The 18,943-nt window shown below is 46.4% G+C and carries 17 protein-coding genes; 6 read left to right on the forward strand and 11 right to left on the reverse strand.

Annotated elements, in window-relative coordinates:
* Positions 1–287 precede the first annotated feature (287 nt).
* The 5 genes from ACZ5Q7_RS00860 to ACZ5Q7_RS00880 all read left to right on the forward strand — a co-directional run bounded on the left by ACZ5Q7_RS00860 (position 288) and on the right by ACZ5Q7_RS00880 (position 5,697).
* Complete coding sequence (locus ACZ5Q7_RS00860) at positions 288–989, forward strand: DUF4396 domain-containing protein (protein ID WP_343751342.1); 702 nt, start codon at positions 288–290, stop codon at positions 987–989.
* Between the two features lie 536 nt (positions 990–1,525).
* A complete protein-coding gene (locus ACZ5Q7_RS00865; RefSeq protein ID WP_343751344.1) occupies positions 1,526–2,932 on the forward strand; it encodes an APC family permease in 1,407 nt (468 codons plus the stop codon).
* 549 nt (positions 2,933–3,481) lie between these two features.
* Positions 3,482–4,072, forward strand: coding sequence for a GbsR/MarR family transcriptional regulator (locus ACZ5Q7_RS00870; protein ID WP_343751347.1), 591 nt, complete (start codon positions 3,482–3,484; stop codon positions 4,070–4,072).
* Positions 4,032–4,715, forward strand: coding sequence for a cysteine hydrolase family protein (locus tag ACZ5Q7_RS00875; RefSeq protein WP_343751349.1), 684 nt, complete (start codon positions 4,032–4,034; stop codon positions 4,713–4,715). The genes ACZ5Q7_RS00870 and ACZ5Q7_RS00875 overlap by 41 nt, the downstream gene beginning before the upstream one ends.
* A gap of 28 nt (positions 4,716–4,743) precedes the next feature.
* Entirely contained in the window at positions 4,744–5,697 is a 954-nt protein-coding gene (locus ACZ5Q7_RS00880) for a glycine betaine ABC transporter substrate-binding protein (RefSeq protein WP_343751350.1), read from the forward strand.
* A 254-nt stretch (positions 5,698–5,951) separates the two neighbouring features.
* Here the strand turns inward: ACZ5Q7_RS00880 and ACZ5Q7_RS00885 are convergent, their stop codons facing one another.
* The 8 genes from ACZ5Q7_RS00885 to ACZ5Q7_RS00920 all read right to left on the reverse strand — a co-directional run bounded on the left by ACZ5Q7_RS00885 (position 5,952) and on the right by ACZ5Q7_RS00920 (position 14,551).
* Positions 5,952–6,581 carry a class II aldolase/adducin family protein gene (locus tag ACZ5Q7_RS00885; RefSeq protein WP_343751352.1) on the reverse strand — a complete coding sequence of 210 codons (630 nt, stop codon included), beginning with the start codon at positions 6,579–6,581 and terminating at the stop codon, positions 5,952–5,954.
* Positions 6,582–6,606: 25 nt separating this feature from the next.
* A complete protein-coding gene (locus ACZ5Q7_RS00890) occupies positions 6,607–7,887 on the reverse strand; it encodes an NCS2 family permease (protein ID WP_343751353.1) in 1,281 nt (426 codons plus the stop codon).
* 36 nt (positions 7,888–7,923) lie between these two features.
* Positions 7,924–9,216 (reverse strand): amidohydrolase, encoded by a 1,293-nt coding sequence (locus tag ACZ5Q7_RS00895; RefSeq protein WP_343751354.1) that lies wholly within the window; start codon positions 9,214–9,216, stop codon positions 7,924–7,926.
* A gap of 18 nt (positions 9,217–9,234) precedes the next feature.
* Positions 9,235–9,963 (reverse strand): GntR family transcriptional regulator, encoded by a 729-nt coding sequence (locus tag ACZ5Q7_RS00900; RefSeq protein WP_343751356.1) that lies wholly within the window; start codon positions 9,961–9,963, stop codon positions 9,235–9,237.
* Positions 9,964–10,034: 71 nt separating this feature from the next.
* Positions 10,035–11,084, reverse strand: a complete 1,050-nt coding sequence (locus ACZ5Q7_RS00905; protein ID WP_343751357.1) for a s-methyl-5-thioribose-1-phosphate isomerase — start codon at positions 11,082–11,084, stop codon at positions 10,035–10,037.
* A 30-nt stretch (positions 11,085–11,114) separates the two neighbouring features.
* The gene (locus ACZ5Q7_RS00910; protein WP_343751358.1) at positions 11,115–12,344 is read right to left on the reverse strand and encodes a NupC/NupG family nucleoside CNT transporter; all 1,230 of its coding nucleotides are present in this window, start codon (positions 12,342–12,344) and stop codon (positions 11,115–11,117) included.
* A gap of 33 nt (positions 12,345–12,377) precedes the next feature.
* Positions 12,378–13,112 carry a nucleoside phosphorylase gene (locus tag ACZ5Q7_RS00915; RefSeq protein ID WP_425542344.1) on the reverse strand — a complete coding sequence of 245 codons (735 nt, stop codon included), beginning with the start codon at positions 13,110–13,112 and terminating at the stop codon, positions 12,378–12,380.
* 557 nt (positions 13,113–13,669) lie between these two features.
* The gene (locus ACZ5Q7_RS00920) at positions 13,670–14,551 is read right to left on the reverse strand and encodes a LysR family transcriptional regulator (protein ID WP_343751359.1); all 882 of its coding nucleotides are present in this window, start codon (positions 14,549–14,551) and stop codon (positions 13,670–13,672) included.
* Positions 14,552–14,722: 171 nt separating this feature from the next.
* Here ACZ5Q7_RS00920 and ACZ5Q7_RS00925 point away from each other — a divergent pair, with 171 nt between their 5' ends.
* Positions 14,723–15,496, forward strand: a complete 774-nt coding sequence (locus ACZ5Q7_RS00925) for a sulfite exporter TauE/SafE family protein (protein ID WP_343751360.1) — start codon at positions 14,723–14,725, stop codon at positions 15,494–15,496.
* Positions 15,497–15,681: 185 nt separating this feature from the next.
* Here ACZ5Q7_RS00925 and ACZ5Q7_RS00930 read toward each other — a convergent pair whose 3' ends face one another.
* From ACZ5Q7_RS00930 to ACZ5Q7_RS00940, 3 genes are all read right to left on the reverse strand, one after another.
* The gene (locus tag ACZ5Q7_RS00930; RefSeq protein WP_343751362.1) at positions 15,682–15,996 is read right to left on the reverse strand and encodes a hypothetical protein; all 315 of its coding nucleotides are present in this window, start codon (positions 15,994–15,996) and stop codon (positions 15,682–15,684) included.
* A complete protein-coding gene (locus ACZ5Q7_RS00935; protein ID WP_343751363.1) occupies positions 15,968–17,416 on the reverse strand; it encodes a polysaccharide deacetylase family protein in 1,449 nt (482 codons plus the stop codon). Before ACZ5Q7_RS00935 ends, ACZ5Q7_RS00930 begins: the two co-directional genes overlap by 29 nt.
* A 291-nt stretch (positions 17,417–17,707) precedes the next feature.
* Entirely contained in the window at positions 17,708–18,943 is a 1,236-nt protein-coding gene (locus ACZ5Q7_RS00940; RefSeq protein ID WP_343751364.1) for an NAD(P)/FAD-dependent oxidoreductase, read from the reverse strand.

Raw genomic sequence — 18,943 nt, forward strand, 5'->3', positions numbered from 1 at the left:
AATGTCTCAATAGGGCTTCTTTCGCTACTGATGCGGGACAAACGGGTTACATGATGCGGACCCTCCTGCATTCATTATATCAAACACCCCGGGGAACGAAAGAATGACAAGCTCCAAAAGCAATGGCCATCTCACATGTATAAATAAACGGTGAAAGGAAATAAATAACGTTTAATACATATGGTCGTTGGTTATATGTCAAACTAGCGGGCGTTACAAATAGGTCGTTGAACTCCCCGCAGGCAAAATGCGATGAAAGCAATCGTTTGAATCAGGAGGGTAATTGAGTGACATGGTTGGAAGTCGTTTCATGGATCGCGATTGGCATTGGGTTTTTACAGGCCATCATCATTGCTATTGATGTGATCAGACATCCGCAAAGAATGATGCCGGTCATGACCGTCGTTTGGCCATTGACCGGCCTGTATTTCCCTATCGCCGGAATATGGGCCTACTATGGCCTGGGGAGAGCCAAGGCTGTGAGCACGGACGAAAAAAAAGGTGATAAAAAGAACGGGGATCACCACGATCATAAGGAAAAGCCGTTTTGGCAAAGTGTGTTTGTGTCGACCACGCACTGCAGCAGCGGCTGCTCACTCGGTGATATGATCGGCGCTCCCCTTGTATACGTCACAGGCTTTACCATAGCAGGCATCACGTTGTTTGCGGATTATGCTGTCGAATTTGTCCTGGCTTATCTGTTTGGCATTGCTTTTCAATATTACGGAATGGGATTCAAAAAACATGAAAATCCGGGAAAAGCGTTGAAAAATGCCATCAAGGCAGACACGTGGTCGCTTATTGCGTTTGAAGTTGGCATGTTTGGTTGGATGGCTCTTGTCCATTATGTGTTCTTCGTCACCAATGTGCCAGATCCGGACACAGCACTGTTTTGGTTTATGATGCAACTCGCGATGATGGTAGGCTTCTGCACCAGTTACCCCGTCAATTGGTGGCTCGTCAAAACAGGCATAAAACATGCTATGTGAACCGAGTTGTTATGGAACAACAGGTCGCATACCGTTGATTTTCGGCCGCCGCCGAAAATCGTCTATTGGATATGGAGATCAGCTGTGGCTCGAGTCGAGAGGCACGTTGCTCAAGTGCGGATCCGGAACGGTTTCGATTGGATTGTGCCCTTTTTCGGTCGGTTTGTGTCGATATTCGGTTGGATTGGGTTGCATTTCGGTTGGATTCGATCTTTTTTCGGTCAGATTGCTTCTTTTATCGGTCAAACAGGTTGCGAGCAGACGTTCACTCAAGTTGCTCCGCCCTGCTGCAACCTTATGCGCCACCCCCTCTAACGTTGATACATACGCCCCCTTCTCATCTAGTACCATAATTTTTATAATTCTGTACTTTTCATTATACGAATCATCTCTTATACTAGTTTAAAAGATATTCCTAAATAAGCAGTGGTATTACAATGATTTGAAAGCGATTACTTGAGAAAGGAGAGAGTACCATGTCATAGCATTTAGCATGAAACGAAATACAGACGGACCAACCATGAGGAGGAATAAAATTGAATGACCAAAAATTGTTGAAAGTTTTAGGGAATAAAGAAGTTATCGCTCTCGCTTTTGGTGCCATGATTGGTTGGGGATGGGTTGTCACAGCTGGATTATGGGTGACAGAAGCAGGATCCCTCGGTGCTATACTGGCATTTTTGCTCGGGGGCTTGCTCGTCGTCCTGATCGGTCTGACATATGCAGAATTGTCGGCCGCATTGCCTCTCGCCGGTGGTGAACTCGTTTATTCATTTAAAGCAATGGGACGAACCGCTTCATTCATTGCGACTTGGGCGGTCGTCCTCGGTTATGTATCCGTTATAGCATTTGAAGCTGTTGCACTACCGACCGTGTTTGAATACCTGATCCCTAATTACAGTCAAGGACATTTGTACACGCTGGCCGGATGGGATGTGACGGTGACATGGGCCGGGATTGGCATCATCGGCTCCATTATAGTGGCATGGGTCAATTACCGAGGAATTAAGTTGACATCATCGATAACAGCTATTTTGACCGGGTTGATTCTTATGGCGGGGGTTTTGCTTATCACCGGCGGCACGGCAAGCGGCAGCGTTGACACGATGCAACCATTTTTTGCTGCGGGCTCTGCCGGTATTATGACCGTCGTTATTATGACGCCATTTATGTTTGTCGGGTTTGACGTCATTCCGCAGGCAGCCGAAGAAATTAATATACCTCAAAAACGGATTGGGCAACTGCTGGTTTTCTCCGTGCTGCTTGCTGTCGTGTGGTATGTGGCTGTTATATTTGGTGTCTCCCGGATGCTCAGCCCAGCCGAACTGAACGAATCCAATCTGGTAACGGCTGATGCCATGGCAAAAGCCTTCAGCGACAGTCGACTAATGGGGAACTTTCTCGTTCTGGGCGGCATTGGTGGTATTCTGACGAGCTGGCTCGGCTTTTATGTTGGCGGCAGCAGGGCGATTTATGCACTTGCGCGAGCCGGTATGCTTCCCAAATCATTGGGCGAATTACATCCAACGTATAAGACACCTCACAAAGCGATTTTATCGATTGCTATTTTATCAACGGCAGCGCCACTATTGGGACGCCCGGCTCTTGAGTGGTTCGTTAATGCGGGTGGACTTGGTTTGGTTGTGGCATGGATGATGGTTGCGATCTCATTTATTATTCTTCGTAAAAAAGACCCCGGGATGAAACGTCCATTCCGACTTTCCGGCGGCACTTCCATTGGCTGGATCGCCGTTATTATGTCCATCGGGGTGGGTGTTCTTTATATGCCGGGCATGCCATCAGCACTTGTCTGGCCATACGAATGGGCCATCATTGGACTATGGACCATACTCGGCATCGTACTGTACAAAGTTTCCATGGCCAAATACGGCACGGACCATGCGAATAAACGAATGAAAGAAGAAATTGACCGGATCGCATAAGCAGATAATATCATATATAAAACGACCTGAAACAGCATTTCCTCATATGGAACTGCTGTTTTTTATGGTTTGATAACGTTGATTTTCGGCCGCCGCCGAAAATCGTCGTTTGGATATAGAGATCAGCTGTCACTCGGGTCGAGGTGCACGTCGTTCGAGTGCGGACGGGGAGCGGGGAGCGGATTCAGTTGGATGGCGCCCTTTTTCGGTCGGATTGGGTCGTTATTCGGTCGGATTGGGCTGCATTTCGGTTGGATTCGTTCGTTTTTCGGTCGGATTGCTCTTTTTTTCGGTCAAACAGGCCGCGAGCAGACACGTTCCCAAATGGCGACCGTGTCGATCGAGTCAAAGAGCACATTGGTCGAGTGCGGGTTCGCCCCGCTTTGTCGCCCGGGTTCAACCGCCGCTCACTCAAGTTACCCCGTCCTCCCCCATTTTTTTAAATAATAGTTTGACAAATTTTTGTTCGTTTTATATAATAATAACTAAATTGTTCAATATATTTAATACACATTGAACATCATCAGTCTTAAAAAGGGGGCATGATGAATGGACAAAAACTGTGATGATTTTGAGCGTATTGAATCATCGCGGGACATTTTAGGCAGTGCTATCGCCCAAACCATGGTCATATATGGGGTTACCCCATCCGTGGGACGTATTTACGGGACGCTCTATTTCACGGATAAACCACTTAACCTCGATGAAATCAAGGATGAAGTAGCGATGAGCAAAGGAAGCGTCAGTACAGGGTTGCGTGAGTTGCTTGATACGGAAATGGTCATCAAAGTTTGGAAAAAAGGCGATCGTAAGGATTATTTTATTGCGGAAAAAGATTTTTTCAGGAATTTTTTCGCCTTTTTTGTGAAAATGTTAAGGCAAGAGAGACATATTATTTCACGAGCCAATGAACAAGTGGTCGGCACGTTGCAGGACATAATAAACAATTCCGAATCGGATGAAGCAAGGAAGATGGCTCAAAAAGATTTGGCTGACATTGAGCAGACCAACATTTATTTTGATTGGACGCTGAGGTTGGCTAATACGATGGAATCCGGCGATATATTTAATTATATTCCAAAACACAATCAAGAAGGTGATGGCACTGGACTTAACAAAAACAGCTCTCATTATAATTGACATGCAGAAAGAAAGCCAATTTGGCATTCAAGGCGTTGATACCATCGTCGACGCCACCAGTAACGTAATTGCTGAATGCCGCAAACACGATATTCCTGTTATTTACACGCGGCAAATTAACCGCCATGATAACGTTGGATTATCGAAAGAAGAACCGTTGAATCACAATGGTGAACCGGTATTTTATCATAGTAACACAGACGCGATCGACATCATCGACGCTATTCAGCCTGAAAGCCAGGATATCGTGATTGACAAATATCGCTGGAGCGGTTTTTATCAGACAGATCTGGATTTAATGCTACGGAGCATGGGCATCGAACACATTATTCTGGGCGGCGTCGTTACCGATGGCTGTGTGATGACATCCGTTTTTGATGCCTATTTTCGGGATTATCAAGTCAACCTTGTTAAAGACATTTGCGGCGCATCGAATGAGGGCGCGCACATGAGCTCCATTTTAACCATGGCCAATTGGATTTATAACCTTGCCATTTTTGATGCATCCGAAATGATTAAATACCTTTCCGGACAAGCCTATACATCGTGGCAAGCGTCGTATCCGGATCAGTTGCCATTTACACCGGAAACAATGCGGGACGTTTTTGCCCGTCTCAACCAGCACACACAACCGCTTTATTAAATGAACAATCTAAAGGAGGATAACCATAATGATGAAGAACACTAAATATCTGGTATTATCAATTTTATTCATGCTTACTATGGTATTGTCAGCATGTGGTGGCAGCGATGAGTCAGCAGGAAATGGATCAGGCGATAAGGAGAATAATAACAGTGGCGACAACGGTGATAAACTCAAGCTCGGTCAGGAAACCATCACGATTCCCTACGTCTCCTGGCCATCTGCTATTGCGAGTTCGAATGTGATTAAAGTGGCGCTTGAGGAGAAAGGCTATGATGTCAATTTAAAACAAGTCAACTCCGGCGCTATGTATACAGGCATTGCTGATAAATCCGCTGATTCCTCCGTCTGCATATGGCTGCCAAATACAGACAAGGAATATTGGAAGAAATATAAAGAAGACATTGAAATGCTTGGTCCCAATGTGGAAGGAACCCCGCTCGGACTGGTCGTTCCAAAGTATATGGAAGACGTGAACTCCATCAAGGATCTGGCTAAAAACACCAATTCGGTGGGCGATGAAACAGAATTCACCATTACTGGTATTGAGCCAGGCTCCGGCCAAATGGAAGTGACTAAGCAGCAGGTTATGAAAGATTACGGCTTAGACAAGTGGACGTTACAGCCCAGTTCCTCAGCAGCCATGGCCACATCACTCGGTGAAGCCGTCGAGAATGAAGAACCAATCGTTGTAACGCTCTGGTCCCCTCATTGGTCCTTTTCAAAATGGGACTTGAAGTACCTGGATGATCCGCAAAATTCATACGGCGATTCGGATGATATTAATACAATCGCACGTCAAGGATTGGAAGAAGATGCACCAAGAGCGTACGAAATTCTCGATCAATTCTCTATGACCAAGGACCAGCTCGCAAGTGTCATGGTTAAGATTAATGAAGGCATGGATCCAGCAAAAGCTGCTCAGGAATGGACAGACAAAAATAAAGACGTGGTCAACAAATGGTTTAAAAATCTCAAATAAGTTTTAAACAACAGAATCAACCCCCTCTAAAAAACATTCGCCATGGAAGGCTTTAAAGATCTTCCATGGCGAATGTCGTTTGGGAATGCATTTGTCGATCGGATGTGTGAGCTCGATCGGGGCGCGATCTGTTTCGACCGGCGCTACGTTATTCAGTCGAATGGGACGCTTATTCGGTCAAAAGGCGCCGTGTTTCGGTCAAATCGTACCTTTTTTCGGCGATCACCTCCCGTTTCTCGACCGAGCCCAACAGCTTATCCGCTTACGTAGGATTCAAATCCTTTCTCTACGTCATCCAACTCTTCATTGGACAAGGGTTGGACACTGTTTAGTACGTAACTACCAAACGAAAGATGAGCGACTTCCTCAATCGTTTCCGCACGTCGATAAGCATCCTTTAGCGATGACCCGACAGAAACGACGCCATGATTGGCGAGCAGCACCCCGTTATTGTCGCCGAGGGTGTTGACGGCATTTTCAGCAAGCTTTTCCGAACCGAATAAGGCGTAGGGGGCAACCGGGACCTCTCTGCCTATATCCGCTATCGTGTAGTGCACAGGAGGAATAGGGATCTGGGCGCACGCAAAAACCGTTGCGTACGTGGAGTGGGTATGAACAATTGCCTTTATATCGGTGTCTTTCATATAAATATAACGGTGCATCGACGTTTCCGAAGACGCTTTACGTTCCCCTTCCAATACGTCGCCTGTTTCGATATCCACTTTTAATATGTCGCTTTCGATCATCTCATTATAAGGAAGAGCGGACGGTGTAATATACATAACGTGACCGTCCTTCAGGCTGACGTTTCCTGAAGTACCAATCGTCAGACCATTGTCGTAACACTTTTTCGCATGGTCCAGTACGTCTTTTTTTATATCCATGATGGGTTCAACTCCTTGTGCTTGTTTAAAAACCAATCGCCTTTAAACCTAAAATAATCAGAAACAGCATCGCGATGATAAGAAAAGGCAGTGAAAGATCTCTATATCGCCCCATGGCTGCTTTTCCAATGGCATATGCTATAAATCCAAACGCCATCCCATCCGCTATACTATAGGTGAACGGAATCATGACGATAATGAAAACAGCCGGTAATGCTTCCGACATATCATCAAGAGGGATCTCTTTTATAGTTTGCGCCATGATCACCCCGACAATGATCAATATAGCACTTATTGCTGTATTCGGGATCATGGATATCCATGGAAGTAAGACCATGGTGGCCAAAAACAACGCACTTGCTGTGAAGGCCGCTATTTTCGTTTTTCCTTTTGACGCAATGACGGCCGCATTTTCCGCTGCGGATACGGTTGGTGACGTGCCCAGAAAGGCACACATGAGCGAGGATAACGCCGTCACCTGATACGCTTTATGGAAGCTTTCCTCTCGTTCCAGCATGTACAACTGTCCATGCAGCAAGCCCATATTTTCAAAAACAAGGATCATCGTCAGTGGAAAAATCGCCATCCAGAACGACACATCATTCATGGCCGAAAACGATGGAATAAATAGAAAATGATCAACCTGGGCGGATGGTTGGCTCGACCCTGTATCCAACACACCGGCCATATAAGCAAGAATCGTCCCGGCCACCATCGTGATCAAAAAATGCCCCGGTACATTTTTAATAAATAAATATATCGCAACGAATAACGTGATGACGCTGACGATCACCCGCGGCGACGTAAAATCACCGAGGGCAATCAGCGTATTTTCCCCGTTGATTACGAGACCACTTTTTTCTAGCCCGATTAATATAAGAAAGCATCCAAGGCCTGCTGTAATGGCGTGTTTTAACGAGTCCGAAATGGCGTCTTTTAACACATGACCGAGCGGGGAAAAAGCGATCACAAGGAACAGCAAGGCGGCGATGAACACAACCGCAAGCCCTTCGCGAAAATCAAGACCCGTTTGGCTGATTATTGAGTAGGCGAATAACGCATTAATCCCCATTCCGGGAATGAGAATCAAGGGAAGATTGGCATAGCCCCCCATGATCAATGTAGCCGCAAAGCAAGCCATGATCGTTACCATCATGCCTTCTCCGAGTGTGATACCGGCTTCGCTCAAAATGGATCCATTGACGACAACAATATAGACGGTCGTCAAATACCCAATGATTCCGGCGGTCACATCTGTCTTCCAATTGTTGGTTGTCACCTTGCGTGTGTCTGTTTGAAAAGGCATGCCTTCCCCACCGTTCTCTCTCCTGGTTCTATAAAGTTATAATAATTTATCTTTTATAGCCGCAATATGCCAAAATACCTCGTCCTCATCAATCGTTGTCAGCTCCCGGTTCGCCATTAATAGGCGACCGTCCACAATGGTGTAAGCGACGTCTTCCGCTTTAGCGGAATAAATTAAATGGGATATCACATCATTGACTGGCAACACATGAGCCTGTGTAAAGTCAACAAGCGTTATATCGGCTTTTTTTCCGGGTTCAATGGTACCGGCCTGATCGTCAATCCCTAATGCTCGGGCACCACCGGCCGTTCCCATAGCCAATGTGTCATAGGCTGATAACGCTGTGGGATTCTCGAGATTCCCTTTTTGAAGCAAATTGGCAAAGCGCATTTCCTCAAACATATCAAGGCTATTGTTGCTTGCAGCACCGTCTGTTCCCAACCCAACCGTTATACCGTCGTTTAGCATGGTGGCAACGGGAGCAATACCGCTGGCAAGCTTCATATTGCTTTTTGGATTATGGATCACTCCAACGTTCCGGCTGCTTAAAATATGACGGTCCTCATCCGTCAGATAAACACCGTGGGCTGCGATAACATGCCGTGTGAACAGTCCGATGTTTTCCATTAAGGCAATCGGGGTTGTCCCATGCGAGTCGCGGACCATGCGTATTTCATCCCGTGTTTCCGCTAAATGCGTATGAATGGAACAGTCCAATTCGTGTGCACGATCAACTATTTTTTCAATCAGTGCGGGCGAGCACGTGTATGGCGCATGCGGCGATAATAATGCGTGGATACGACGGTTGGCCGCTTGATCCCAATTCTTCACAAAAGAAACGGACGCATCCAACTGCTCGTCACCACCGTCATTGCCTTCGATAATGCCTTGTGTGAGCAATGCGCGCAGACCAACCTGTTCAACACCGGCTGCTATCCGGTTCATCCCATAATACATATCCGAAAAGGTTGTTGTTCCCGACTTAATCATTTCGATCATGCTCAGCATGGAGGCCCAATACATGTCTTCTTCCGACAGTTGGCCTTCAACCGCCCACATCTGTTCCAACCATTCCATCAGTGGAAGATCATCAGCATATCCGCGCAACAGGCTCATGGGTGTATGGGTGTGCCCATTTATCAGCCCGGGAATCGCGACCATTCCGTCCCCATCAATCACCGTATCGGCGGAATAACGGGAATCGGGGGGCGAGCCACGGCCCACATCCTTGATCCGATCCGATTCGACATAAATATACCCATTGGTGAACCATGTTTCCACACCTGTCATCGGTACAATTGTGACATTTTTTATTAACAACGTTTCCATGTTGCCCAAGCACCCTTCTTATCGTCGTCGTATCAAATGGAAATTCAATACATCATTACGGATATAACTTTTCCCATAATAGACCGGCTTGTTCCCTTTCGTGTAATAGACTTGCTCCAACACCTGCAATGCTTTCCCCGTTTCGATATTTAATGTGTCCGCGAGCATTGGGGTTGCATTTTCAGCCCAAATATTGCAATAGGAATGCGTCAAATCCATATGTCTATCGTTTTCCAAGTGGTTAAATATCGATTCTCCTTGATCGTCTTTAGTGAAGTTTTTACCGATCATCGCCGGCGAGCCAATGGCAATGTCAAACGCAAATGGCTGTTGGTCAGCCGTTCGAACCCGCTCGAAATGGATAACGTCGTCGCCTTCATTCAGACCCAGGGAATCCGCAATTTGTTTCGTCGCCTGACCTTCTTTAATGGTTATTTTAATGGTGCCGGGTTCCAACTCGTTCATTCGAATAAAATCTGTAATACTTTCGAGTTTTTCCAGGCCGGCTGTCATTTGGGGCATAGCGGAAATGACGAATGTTCCAACACCATGCCGGCGATCAACACAGCCGTCCATTTCCAATTGTTGCAACGCTTCCCGTAATGCCGTCCGGCTGACATTCAGCATTTTCGCCAATTCCTTTTCGCCTGCCAGTTTTTCGCCGATCTCGAAATCACCACGTTTAATCATATCAAGTATTTTTTTATAAATGACGTCTGGCAAGGAAGGGTTTTTTTCAATATGCATATAACGACCTCCCCCTAAAGCTGTGCATAATGCCTTCATCGTTGCCATCTCATCCGTTTCCACTTGGAAAACTAGGTCAAGTGGGCACGGATATTTCTGGCTGCAAATATATCTTTGTTGGTGACGATGGCATCGACAAAGTTGGGAGTGACAATGTCAAACGATGGGTACAACCCTTCAATGCCTTCCACAGCTGTCCGGACTCCTCTGGCGAAAAATACTTCATCCGGATTCCGGTATTCAATTTCAATCTGACTCGTATCCGGAGAATTCTCATCCGGTCCTTCATAGCCCAATACAAAGAACGGGATATTATGATGCTGGGCCACCACCGCATATTGGTAGGTCCCGATTTTATTGCATACGTGACCATCCAACGTGATCTTGTCAGCGGCGGTTACCATTTTCGTAACCATACCTTGTTCCATCAGAAACCCTGGCATATTATCTGTCACCAATGTTACCTTCGTCCCCGTCTCCTGAATGGAATGGGCGGTCAACCGTGCGCCTTGTAAATACGGGCGGGTTTCGGTGCAATACATTTCGATGTGCTTATTTTGACGTTTCGCTTCCATTAGCATATGAATCAAAGCGGAATCAGCAAAACAATGCGTCAATACTTTATCGCCATCCTCCAGCATGTGGGCTGTATTCCTGCCACATTCAGCGGCAACGTTATCGGCGTGTGCCACCTCCTGATCCATGAACGTGATCACCTCATTGGCCAGTTCGTCGCCCGTCTTACCGTTGTCAATTCCTGCTTCGACTTCGTTCATACATTGATCCAAAATAACCTTCAATCGCTGGCCGGTCGGACGTGTGCTCAACAATCGGTTATAGACGGTTTTCGCATACGTTTTCAGATCGTCTCCCTTAGCATCGGGTTTTTGTTCAAAAGCCAGCCCGAATCCATAGCCTGCCGCATACGCAATGACAATCGCTCCCTGTATCGTCATATCTTCTATGGCAACGGCCACATCCTCATACGTGTGACACGATACGTATGTTGTTTCATCCGGGTAAAGACGGCGGTTTAATAGAATAACCTGGTGATCGTCGTATCTCACCGTGTTATTAATGTAAGCCAGTAACGGCGTATTGGTTTCATAGTCTGTATTCATAGGTGATGTCTCCTTTCATCGGCTGATTCATTAAGACATGAAGAACATTCCGGCTATCGTTGCACTGAGCATGGACGCCAATGCCCCGGCAAATAAACTTTTTAAGGATAATTTCATAAATAAGCCCTGTCGTTTCGGATTGATGGTGCTCAACGTGTTGGCCATCGTTGCCATGGAAGAAAAGTTGGCAAAACCACATAGCGCAAATGTAATGATCATGGCCGACTTGTCACTGAATTGCTTAGCGCTATCCATGAAATTGGTGAACGCGATAAATTCCGTCAGCACCAGTTTTTCACCGATTAACGATGCGGCCGCAACAGCCTGATCCCACGGAATTCCGATCGCAAAAGCCAATGGCGAAATGATATAGCCCAATATCTCCTGGATGGTTGTATCAACACCAACCAACCCACCGAGATAACCGATGAATCCATTCACCATATAAATCAGCGCAACAAATGCAACCAGCGTCGCACCAACGATCAAAGCAATCTGCAATCCGTTTCCGGCCCCTTTGGAGGCAGCATCAATAATGTTGGAGGCGTCATCATCATTGGTGATTTCAATTTCCTTGTTTTCATGAACCTCCTCCACTTCCGGATGAAATAATTTCGCTATGATCAATCCGGACGGAGCCGCCATAAAGGTCGCCGGTAATAAATATTGCAATTCCACACCCAACAGGGCGTAGGATGCGAGCATCGTTCCGGCAACTGACGCCAGGCCGCACGTCATGACTGAAAATACTTCCGAAACGGTCATCTTATGGAGGTGCGGTTTTACAACAAGCGGGGATTCCGTCTGCCCAAGAAAAATATTAGCGGATGCTACAACAGATTCCCGTTTGCTTGATCGAAACAACTTGGAAAACAAGCCACCGACATATTTGAAAATGAGCGGCATAATCTTCAAGTAATACGCAATCGCCACGAGTGATGCAAAGAAGATAATCATTGGCAACACATTAAATGCTACAACGAACGAAATGCCGGACTCTTCGGTGTACAACCCGCCGAAAACAAAGTCAATGCCCTCTTCGCCATAATTGATAATAGCATTGACAACATCCGTTATTTGTTGCAGGATGGTCTGCCCAATTCCGGTCGACAGCACGAACCAGGCAAAAACAATTTCAAAAGCGAGCGCACTCAGGATTAATCGGAAATGCACTTTTTTTCGGTTATTGGAGAACAAATATGCAATGCCGCATATAACCAAAACACCAAACAGTCCCCAAATAATATTCGTAAAACTCATATCGGGCTCCTCCCCGTTAAATATTGACAGATATTATTCCGCTATCGACACAAGAGCTTCAAGGGCAATATGAATTTCGTCGTCAATCGCTTTTGAAACAAAATCTTTATGAGGGTTATAATGCGTCATATCGTCATAAGCAAATCCGTCCAATGCCACTATTCCGCCGGCCTGGACACCCCGTAACCGGGCAATCGTATACAATGCTGATATTTCCATTTCCGCTCCGAGGGCCCCTGAATCCTTATACAATTTATGAGGAAATTCAACCGGCCCCGCATAAAACGCATCAAGGGTGACCACCATGCCGGTGCCAAATGTGACGCCCTTATCGTCAGCAGCTTTATTTAAAGCTTGGACAACCTGGAAATCGCCTACTGCAGGGACGCCGTCAGGAACCATTTGCTTGGTCAGCCCATCCGTGCGGACAGCTGAGTCAGCAACAATGATGCTTCCCGGCTGCAAATCCTCTGTATAGGATCCGGCCGTCCCAACGCGGATAATCACATTCGCGCCGGCCCTGATCAATTCTTCAAAACTGACAGCAGCCCCCGGCGTACCAATACCGTGACTCGATACAGTAACCTTTGTCCCTTTATACGTTCCATTAAATGTGCGATACTCCCTGGAGTAAGCAATTTCTTCCGCATCATCCAATTTACCGGCAATCGCTTCCGCACGAAATGGATTGCCGCAAACAATCACCAACGGCGAAATGCCATTAACCGGAACTCGGGTGGTCGGCATTCGCTCAACATGATCGCTCACATTCATCACCCCTTCTCTCATTTCAATGGTGTGGTTCCTAGAGGTATGACCTCTCTACAACTTTGATTCTATATTGGGCAGAAAATGCTGTCAATTACTTTTACGCATTTTTTGAAAAAATATACTGAAATGAGTCGACGAAGGGTCGATTTTCGGCAGCCGCCGAAAATCATCGGATGAGTGAAGAGGGCGTGCCAGCGGTTTTGAGAGCAGGGAGCGGCGTGTTTTGGGGTTGCGTTGGTTTAGCTTTTGGGGGGGCGATTTCTGCGCAAGGAGTGGTTTCACGAGGGAGGATTCGGTCGGTTTGTGCGCTTTTTCAGTTGGATTCGGTCAGAATTCGGTCGAGTTGGGCACGTTTTCGGTCAGATTTGGGCAATTTTCGGTCGGATTGGGTACTTTTTCGGCTAATTGAGGCGCGGACAGTTGCTCGCCGGAGTGCAGGTGCCCGAATGAATGATGGATTTTCGGCGGCGGCCGAAAATCCTCTTTTGCGAGTTGGGCCCGCGCCGCACGAGTTTCATCCTGAACTGCGCAAGTTCCGTCTCGAGTTGCTCAGGTCACGTCAGCAAAAATCCGGCAAAGGCCAGGACGATACCCTTTTCATACCGCCTGTTTTTCCGAACCATCCAGAGGTCCCTTGTCAAATGAAAGTTCTCAACCGGAATTTCAAGCAGTGTGTTGTACGTTAATTCATTCTGAACGGTGAGTTTCGGTAGAATGCTTGTGCCAAGCCCCTCTTCTACGGCACTTTTGATCGCTTGCATACTGCCAAGTTCCATAGCATTTTCCATTTTATCCAAAATGTGGTGATCACTCATTGCATTTTCCACAATTTCCCTTGTTCCTGATTCTTTTTCGCGCCAAATCATCTTTTCATTCGGGATGTCGTTTATTTGAATCGTCTCCCGATCGCCCCATCGATGGTCGGACGCTGTCACAAGAATCAATTCATCATCATCAAACTTTTGTGTTTTGTAGACATTCTCCGGAACAACGCCTTCCACTAACGCCATGTCAATATCGTTTTTATCCAATTTTTCAAGCATCAGCGGTGTATTGCCAATGGATAGATGAAATTGAACGTCGGGGTGCAGCTTTTTAAACCGGCGAATGAGCGCAGGCAACAAATACTCCCCAATCGTTAAACTGGCGCCGATATGCAATGCTGTTTCCTGTTCGCCGAGATGTTGTTGAATGCGTTCGTGCGCCTCACGGTAAATGGCGGAAAATTCTTTAGCATATGGGTAAAGCAGTCGTCCGGCTTCTGTTAATTTTAATGTCCCTTCCTCCCTGTCAAACAGGGCGGTGCCGTAGCTGTCCTCAAGTTGGCGGATTTGTCTCGTTACAGCAGGCTGGGTGACATAACCAAGCTCGGCGGCCCGGGTAATACTGCCCTCCTCCACCACGCGGCAAAACATCAAATAATGATCGATATTCAACGGTCCCACCTCTTTCATAAAACGCACGTTGTTTTTGCCTCTGCCTGTTATTCTATCACATGTCCGACGTTCATTCTTATTTGTTATAGGGGATAACAGATACTGATTTTATTTTTTGAATCTACCGTGGGAGAATGGAGCAGGAACGAACACGACAGGGAGGCGATCGAAATGGATATATGGACTGGAATACTGCTGCTGGCCATTGGCATCGTTGCAGGAGGATACGGAACGATTGTCGGAGCGGGCGGCGGTTTCATTTTTGTTCCGGCACTTCTTATTTTATTACAAATGGACCCGATCATTGCCGCGGGATCTGGGTTGGTTATCGTACTCATTAATTCCTTTACCGGCGTGATCGGATACGCCAAACAGAAAAAAATCGACTATAAAATAGCCCTGACCATTGGAATCAGTGCCTTTCCGGGTGCGTTACTGGGCGTTTGGCTGTTACGTGTCTACTCGTCGCAATACTTTTACGTTGTTTTCGCAACTATCCTGGTCGGACTGGGGTTATTTCTGCTCAGCAAAAATGGATCGACTAAAAGAAAGGACGCATCTACTGACACATCTACCCACAAACAGCCAGCCATTTATGATAAATGGTTCGTTCCGCTCGGCCTTCTCATGGGAGTATTGTCCAGCTATTTGGGCATCGGTGGCGGATGGCTGTTGGTACCGATCCTTGTGTACGTATTTAAAGTGCCCACACATCAGGCAACTGCGACATCGCTTTTGTCCCTGTGTCTCTATTCAACCGTGGGGGTCATTTCACAAATCTATTATGGCAATATCGATTGGATGGCTGTTGTTTTCGGAGGTACCGGTATCATTGTTGGCGCCAACATCGGCGTTATCGTATCAAAACGGCTCTCCAGCAAAATGGTTATGCAAATGCTCTCCGTCCTGCTCATTATTATCGGATTTAGGATGTATTTTCAATAGGATGCGTTTGTCCTTTTCTCAGCAAGTTGCGTACCCTGTTCACCGCGCTCGGCTTGGGGCAGAAATCGGTGTCAATTACTTTTATGCATTTTTTGAAAAAATATACGGAAATGGGTCGGTTGGGTCGATTTTCGCCCGCTGCCGACAATCATCGGATGGGGCTGTTATTCGGTCAAATGGTGTCGTTATTCGGTCGGATCACTTCTTTTTTCGGTCAACCGAGGCGCGGGTGGGTGTTCGTTCGCGTGGCGCGGTCTGTCATTCGAGTTAGGCGGTTTTTGGTGTTTCCAAATAAAAAAAGCCCCAATCGAGTGGGCTTTTTTGTTATTCAGCAGCGTCTGCTTTCGTTTTTGGTTGGTTGACGGCAATGACAAAACAGTACCGGGTAGAATCACACCAGCTGCACGGTGTTTAAACGGGGCATGTGCGCCGCTCGAGTTCTTAATAAAGTCGAAAGGACCACAAGCGCCCTTAACCAATTTTTCCGTAATACGGGCCAATGCCTTGTTCATCCCACAATTGAATGAGCTGGGATATGGTTACCATTTGATAGCCTTTCTTTTCCAACGAGGTTAATACTTTTGGTAATGCATCGGCGGTCGACGGATGAATGTCGTGCATGAGTACAATAGACTCTGATGCTGCGTTGTTCATTACTTTCTTGTAGACCGTATCAGCATTGCGGCTTTTCCAGTCGCGCGAATCAACAGACCACATGCCGATTGGTGTACCCATCTTTTCGGCAACCGTCTCCACCGTTTTATCTGATGCTCCGTATGGCGGACGGAATAAGGATGGTGCTTGTCCGGTAGATTGTTGAATTATGTCGCTTGACTGTTGGACTTCCTGTTTGATGGCAGATTTTTGAACGGTCGTCAAATCTTGATGGTGCATCGTATGGTTGCCGATTTCGTGTCCTGCCTCTTCGACTTTATTGGCAAGTTCCGGATAGTATTCGACTTGACTCCCCAGCATAAAAAAGGTTGCCTTGGCATCATGCTTGTTCAACGTTTTTAGTATTCGTGGTGTTACGTTGGGGTCCGGGCCATCATCAAATGTTAAGGCAATATACTTTCCATCCGGATCAAGGGCTGACTCGTGATGGTCTGTTTCCTCTTTATCCTGCGTATGATCTTTTTCCGGGACCGTGACATCAAGTTTTTCCGCAAATGTTTTGTTTAAATAGGGTTTTATGTCTTCCATTGGAATGTCTACCCTGATGGCGCCCGCTGCCCCAGCAGCAATGTCATATTGATCGAAAAAAAGGGTCATGTTTTTATGGTTGATGGACCACTCCCAGTCTTTCGGATCTTGCAGCGCTTCTTCGAGCAAATCATCCATGATATATGGCTTGACATCTTTATCACGATATAACATTTCTTTCGCCAATGTTTGGATGTGTTCGATGGTTTTCTTGTCCATATTCAGGACGTCTTCGAGCTTTAACATTTTGTTCGCGGTCAAATCAATTGTGAACGCCTTTTTTGTATTTGTTCCGTTGGCCCCACCAGCTATTTGATAGGCTGAGAACTCCAATGTGTATAATTTTTCGGCAACGTTATGTGTGTCAACTTGAATATTTAAATGCGCCTGGAAATCGTTTTTTTTAAGTGTTTGCTTATTCTGCTTTACATTTTTTGTGAACATTTCCTTTTGATTATTGATCCATTGATTAATAGGTTTATTAATAGATGAGACTTTTGTATATGGTTGACTGATGGATGTTGTATAAAGATCTGTTTTATTTGTTTTGGTTTGGATATTCAAACCGGGATAAACACTGGAATCTGTTATTTTTTCTTTCGGTTCGTTGGTTTCAGCAGAGGAATACTGAGCCAGAACCTGGTTAATGCCGAGAATAGCGCCAGCAATGACCAATAGCACTATAACCCATCCGGGCCATTTAATCCGTCTAATCATGGTGAATGCATCCTTTTCTATATGATTGGTTCATAGTCTATCATAGCACATTTTTGATAGCGGGCGAAACCGTGAGGATAATGCTTATTCCGTATAGTAGATCTTCAACGGCCGTCGATAGTCGTCTTTTGAGTGGAGGCGGGCAGGGATTGCGCGACTTTTGGCTTGAGTTGCGCGCGTTGGATCCGAGCTGCGCGACTTTCACCGGAATAGGTTACCGTTTACGTCCTATCAAAAAGGGTTGGCCATTCCAAACGAGAATAGCCAACCCAAAAAAATGGTTATTTGTTTTTATACCTTCGCGCGCTGTACTTTTTTCAGTGCGATGCTTTCGTCTGCCAAAGCTTCCGGATCAACGGATGATTGCTGTTGAATCATCCGCCTCACCGGCAAGGCGTTTTTCGCTTGATTGGAAAGAAACGCCGCTTTGACGATATTTTGATCATCCAGATAAAAATACGTGAACGCATTCGATTCGAACGATCCGCGTAAAACCGTCCGGGACCACTCTTTCGCATGACCGAAGTATTGGAAACGGCTGTCGTACTGTTCCGACCAAAAGTACGGTGTATAGGCATAAGGGACCGATTGCGGATTTATGACGTTTTGGGCGACCGTCTTGCCATGGTTGACGGCATGATCCCAATGTTCAACATGAATGGGCGTCCCGTTGTATGGCCATGACGTACAGTCCCCTGCCGCATAAATGTCAGGGAGCGATGTCTCACCGTATTCATTAACGACATAACCGTTTTCTGTCTGTAATTGCGGATGTGATACCGCTGTATTCGCCGTCACACCTACACCGATTATGGCCGCTTGGCATGGGATGCGGCGTCCCTCGGCTGTCACCGCTTCTTCCAACATCGTATCTCCGTTAAATTGAGCAACCGAATCACCTGTAATCACGTCGATACCGTTACTGCGATGCAAGTCCAGGAAATGTTCTGAAACATCCCGGCCAACAATCGGCTCCATTGGGTACGAAGAGCGTTCCACAATCGTCACGTTGATTCCCAGCTGTTTCAATGACGACGCCAGTTCAGCTCCGATAAAACCAGCTCCGATAATAACGGCATCTTTTACGTCTTGCATATGTTGTTTCATGGCTAAAGCATCGGTCATTCGTCGTAAGTAAAAAATGCCTTGGAGGTCATCCCCCTCGATGGACAAGGTCCGTAATTTGGACCCCGTCGCGAGTATCAGTTTATCCCATTCGTAGGAGGAACCATCTTTCGTATTGATTGTCTTACGCTCGGGATCGATGTCCGTTACTTCAACACCGAGTTTCAAATCGATGTCCAATTCGTCATAAACGGAAGGGTCCCGTAATAGAATACTAGTGTCATCAGTCTCGCCGGTCATTAATTTTTTTGACAGAGGCGGACGATCATAAGGCATCTGCTGATCGCTATCCATAAGTATAATTCGACCTTGATCCCCTTCTTTTCTCAGGTTCTCAGCAGCATGAACGCCCGCAATCCCGGCTCCAACAATCACTGTTGTCTTCATATCAACATCTGACAT

Source organism: Lentibacillus halophilus (assembly GCF_055395055.1).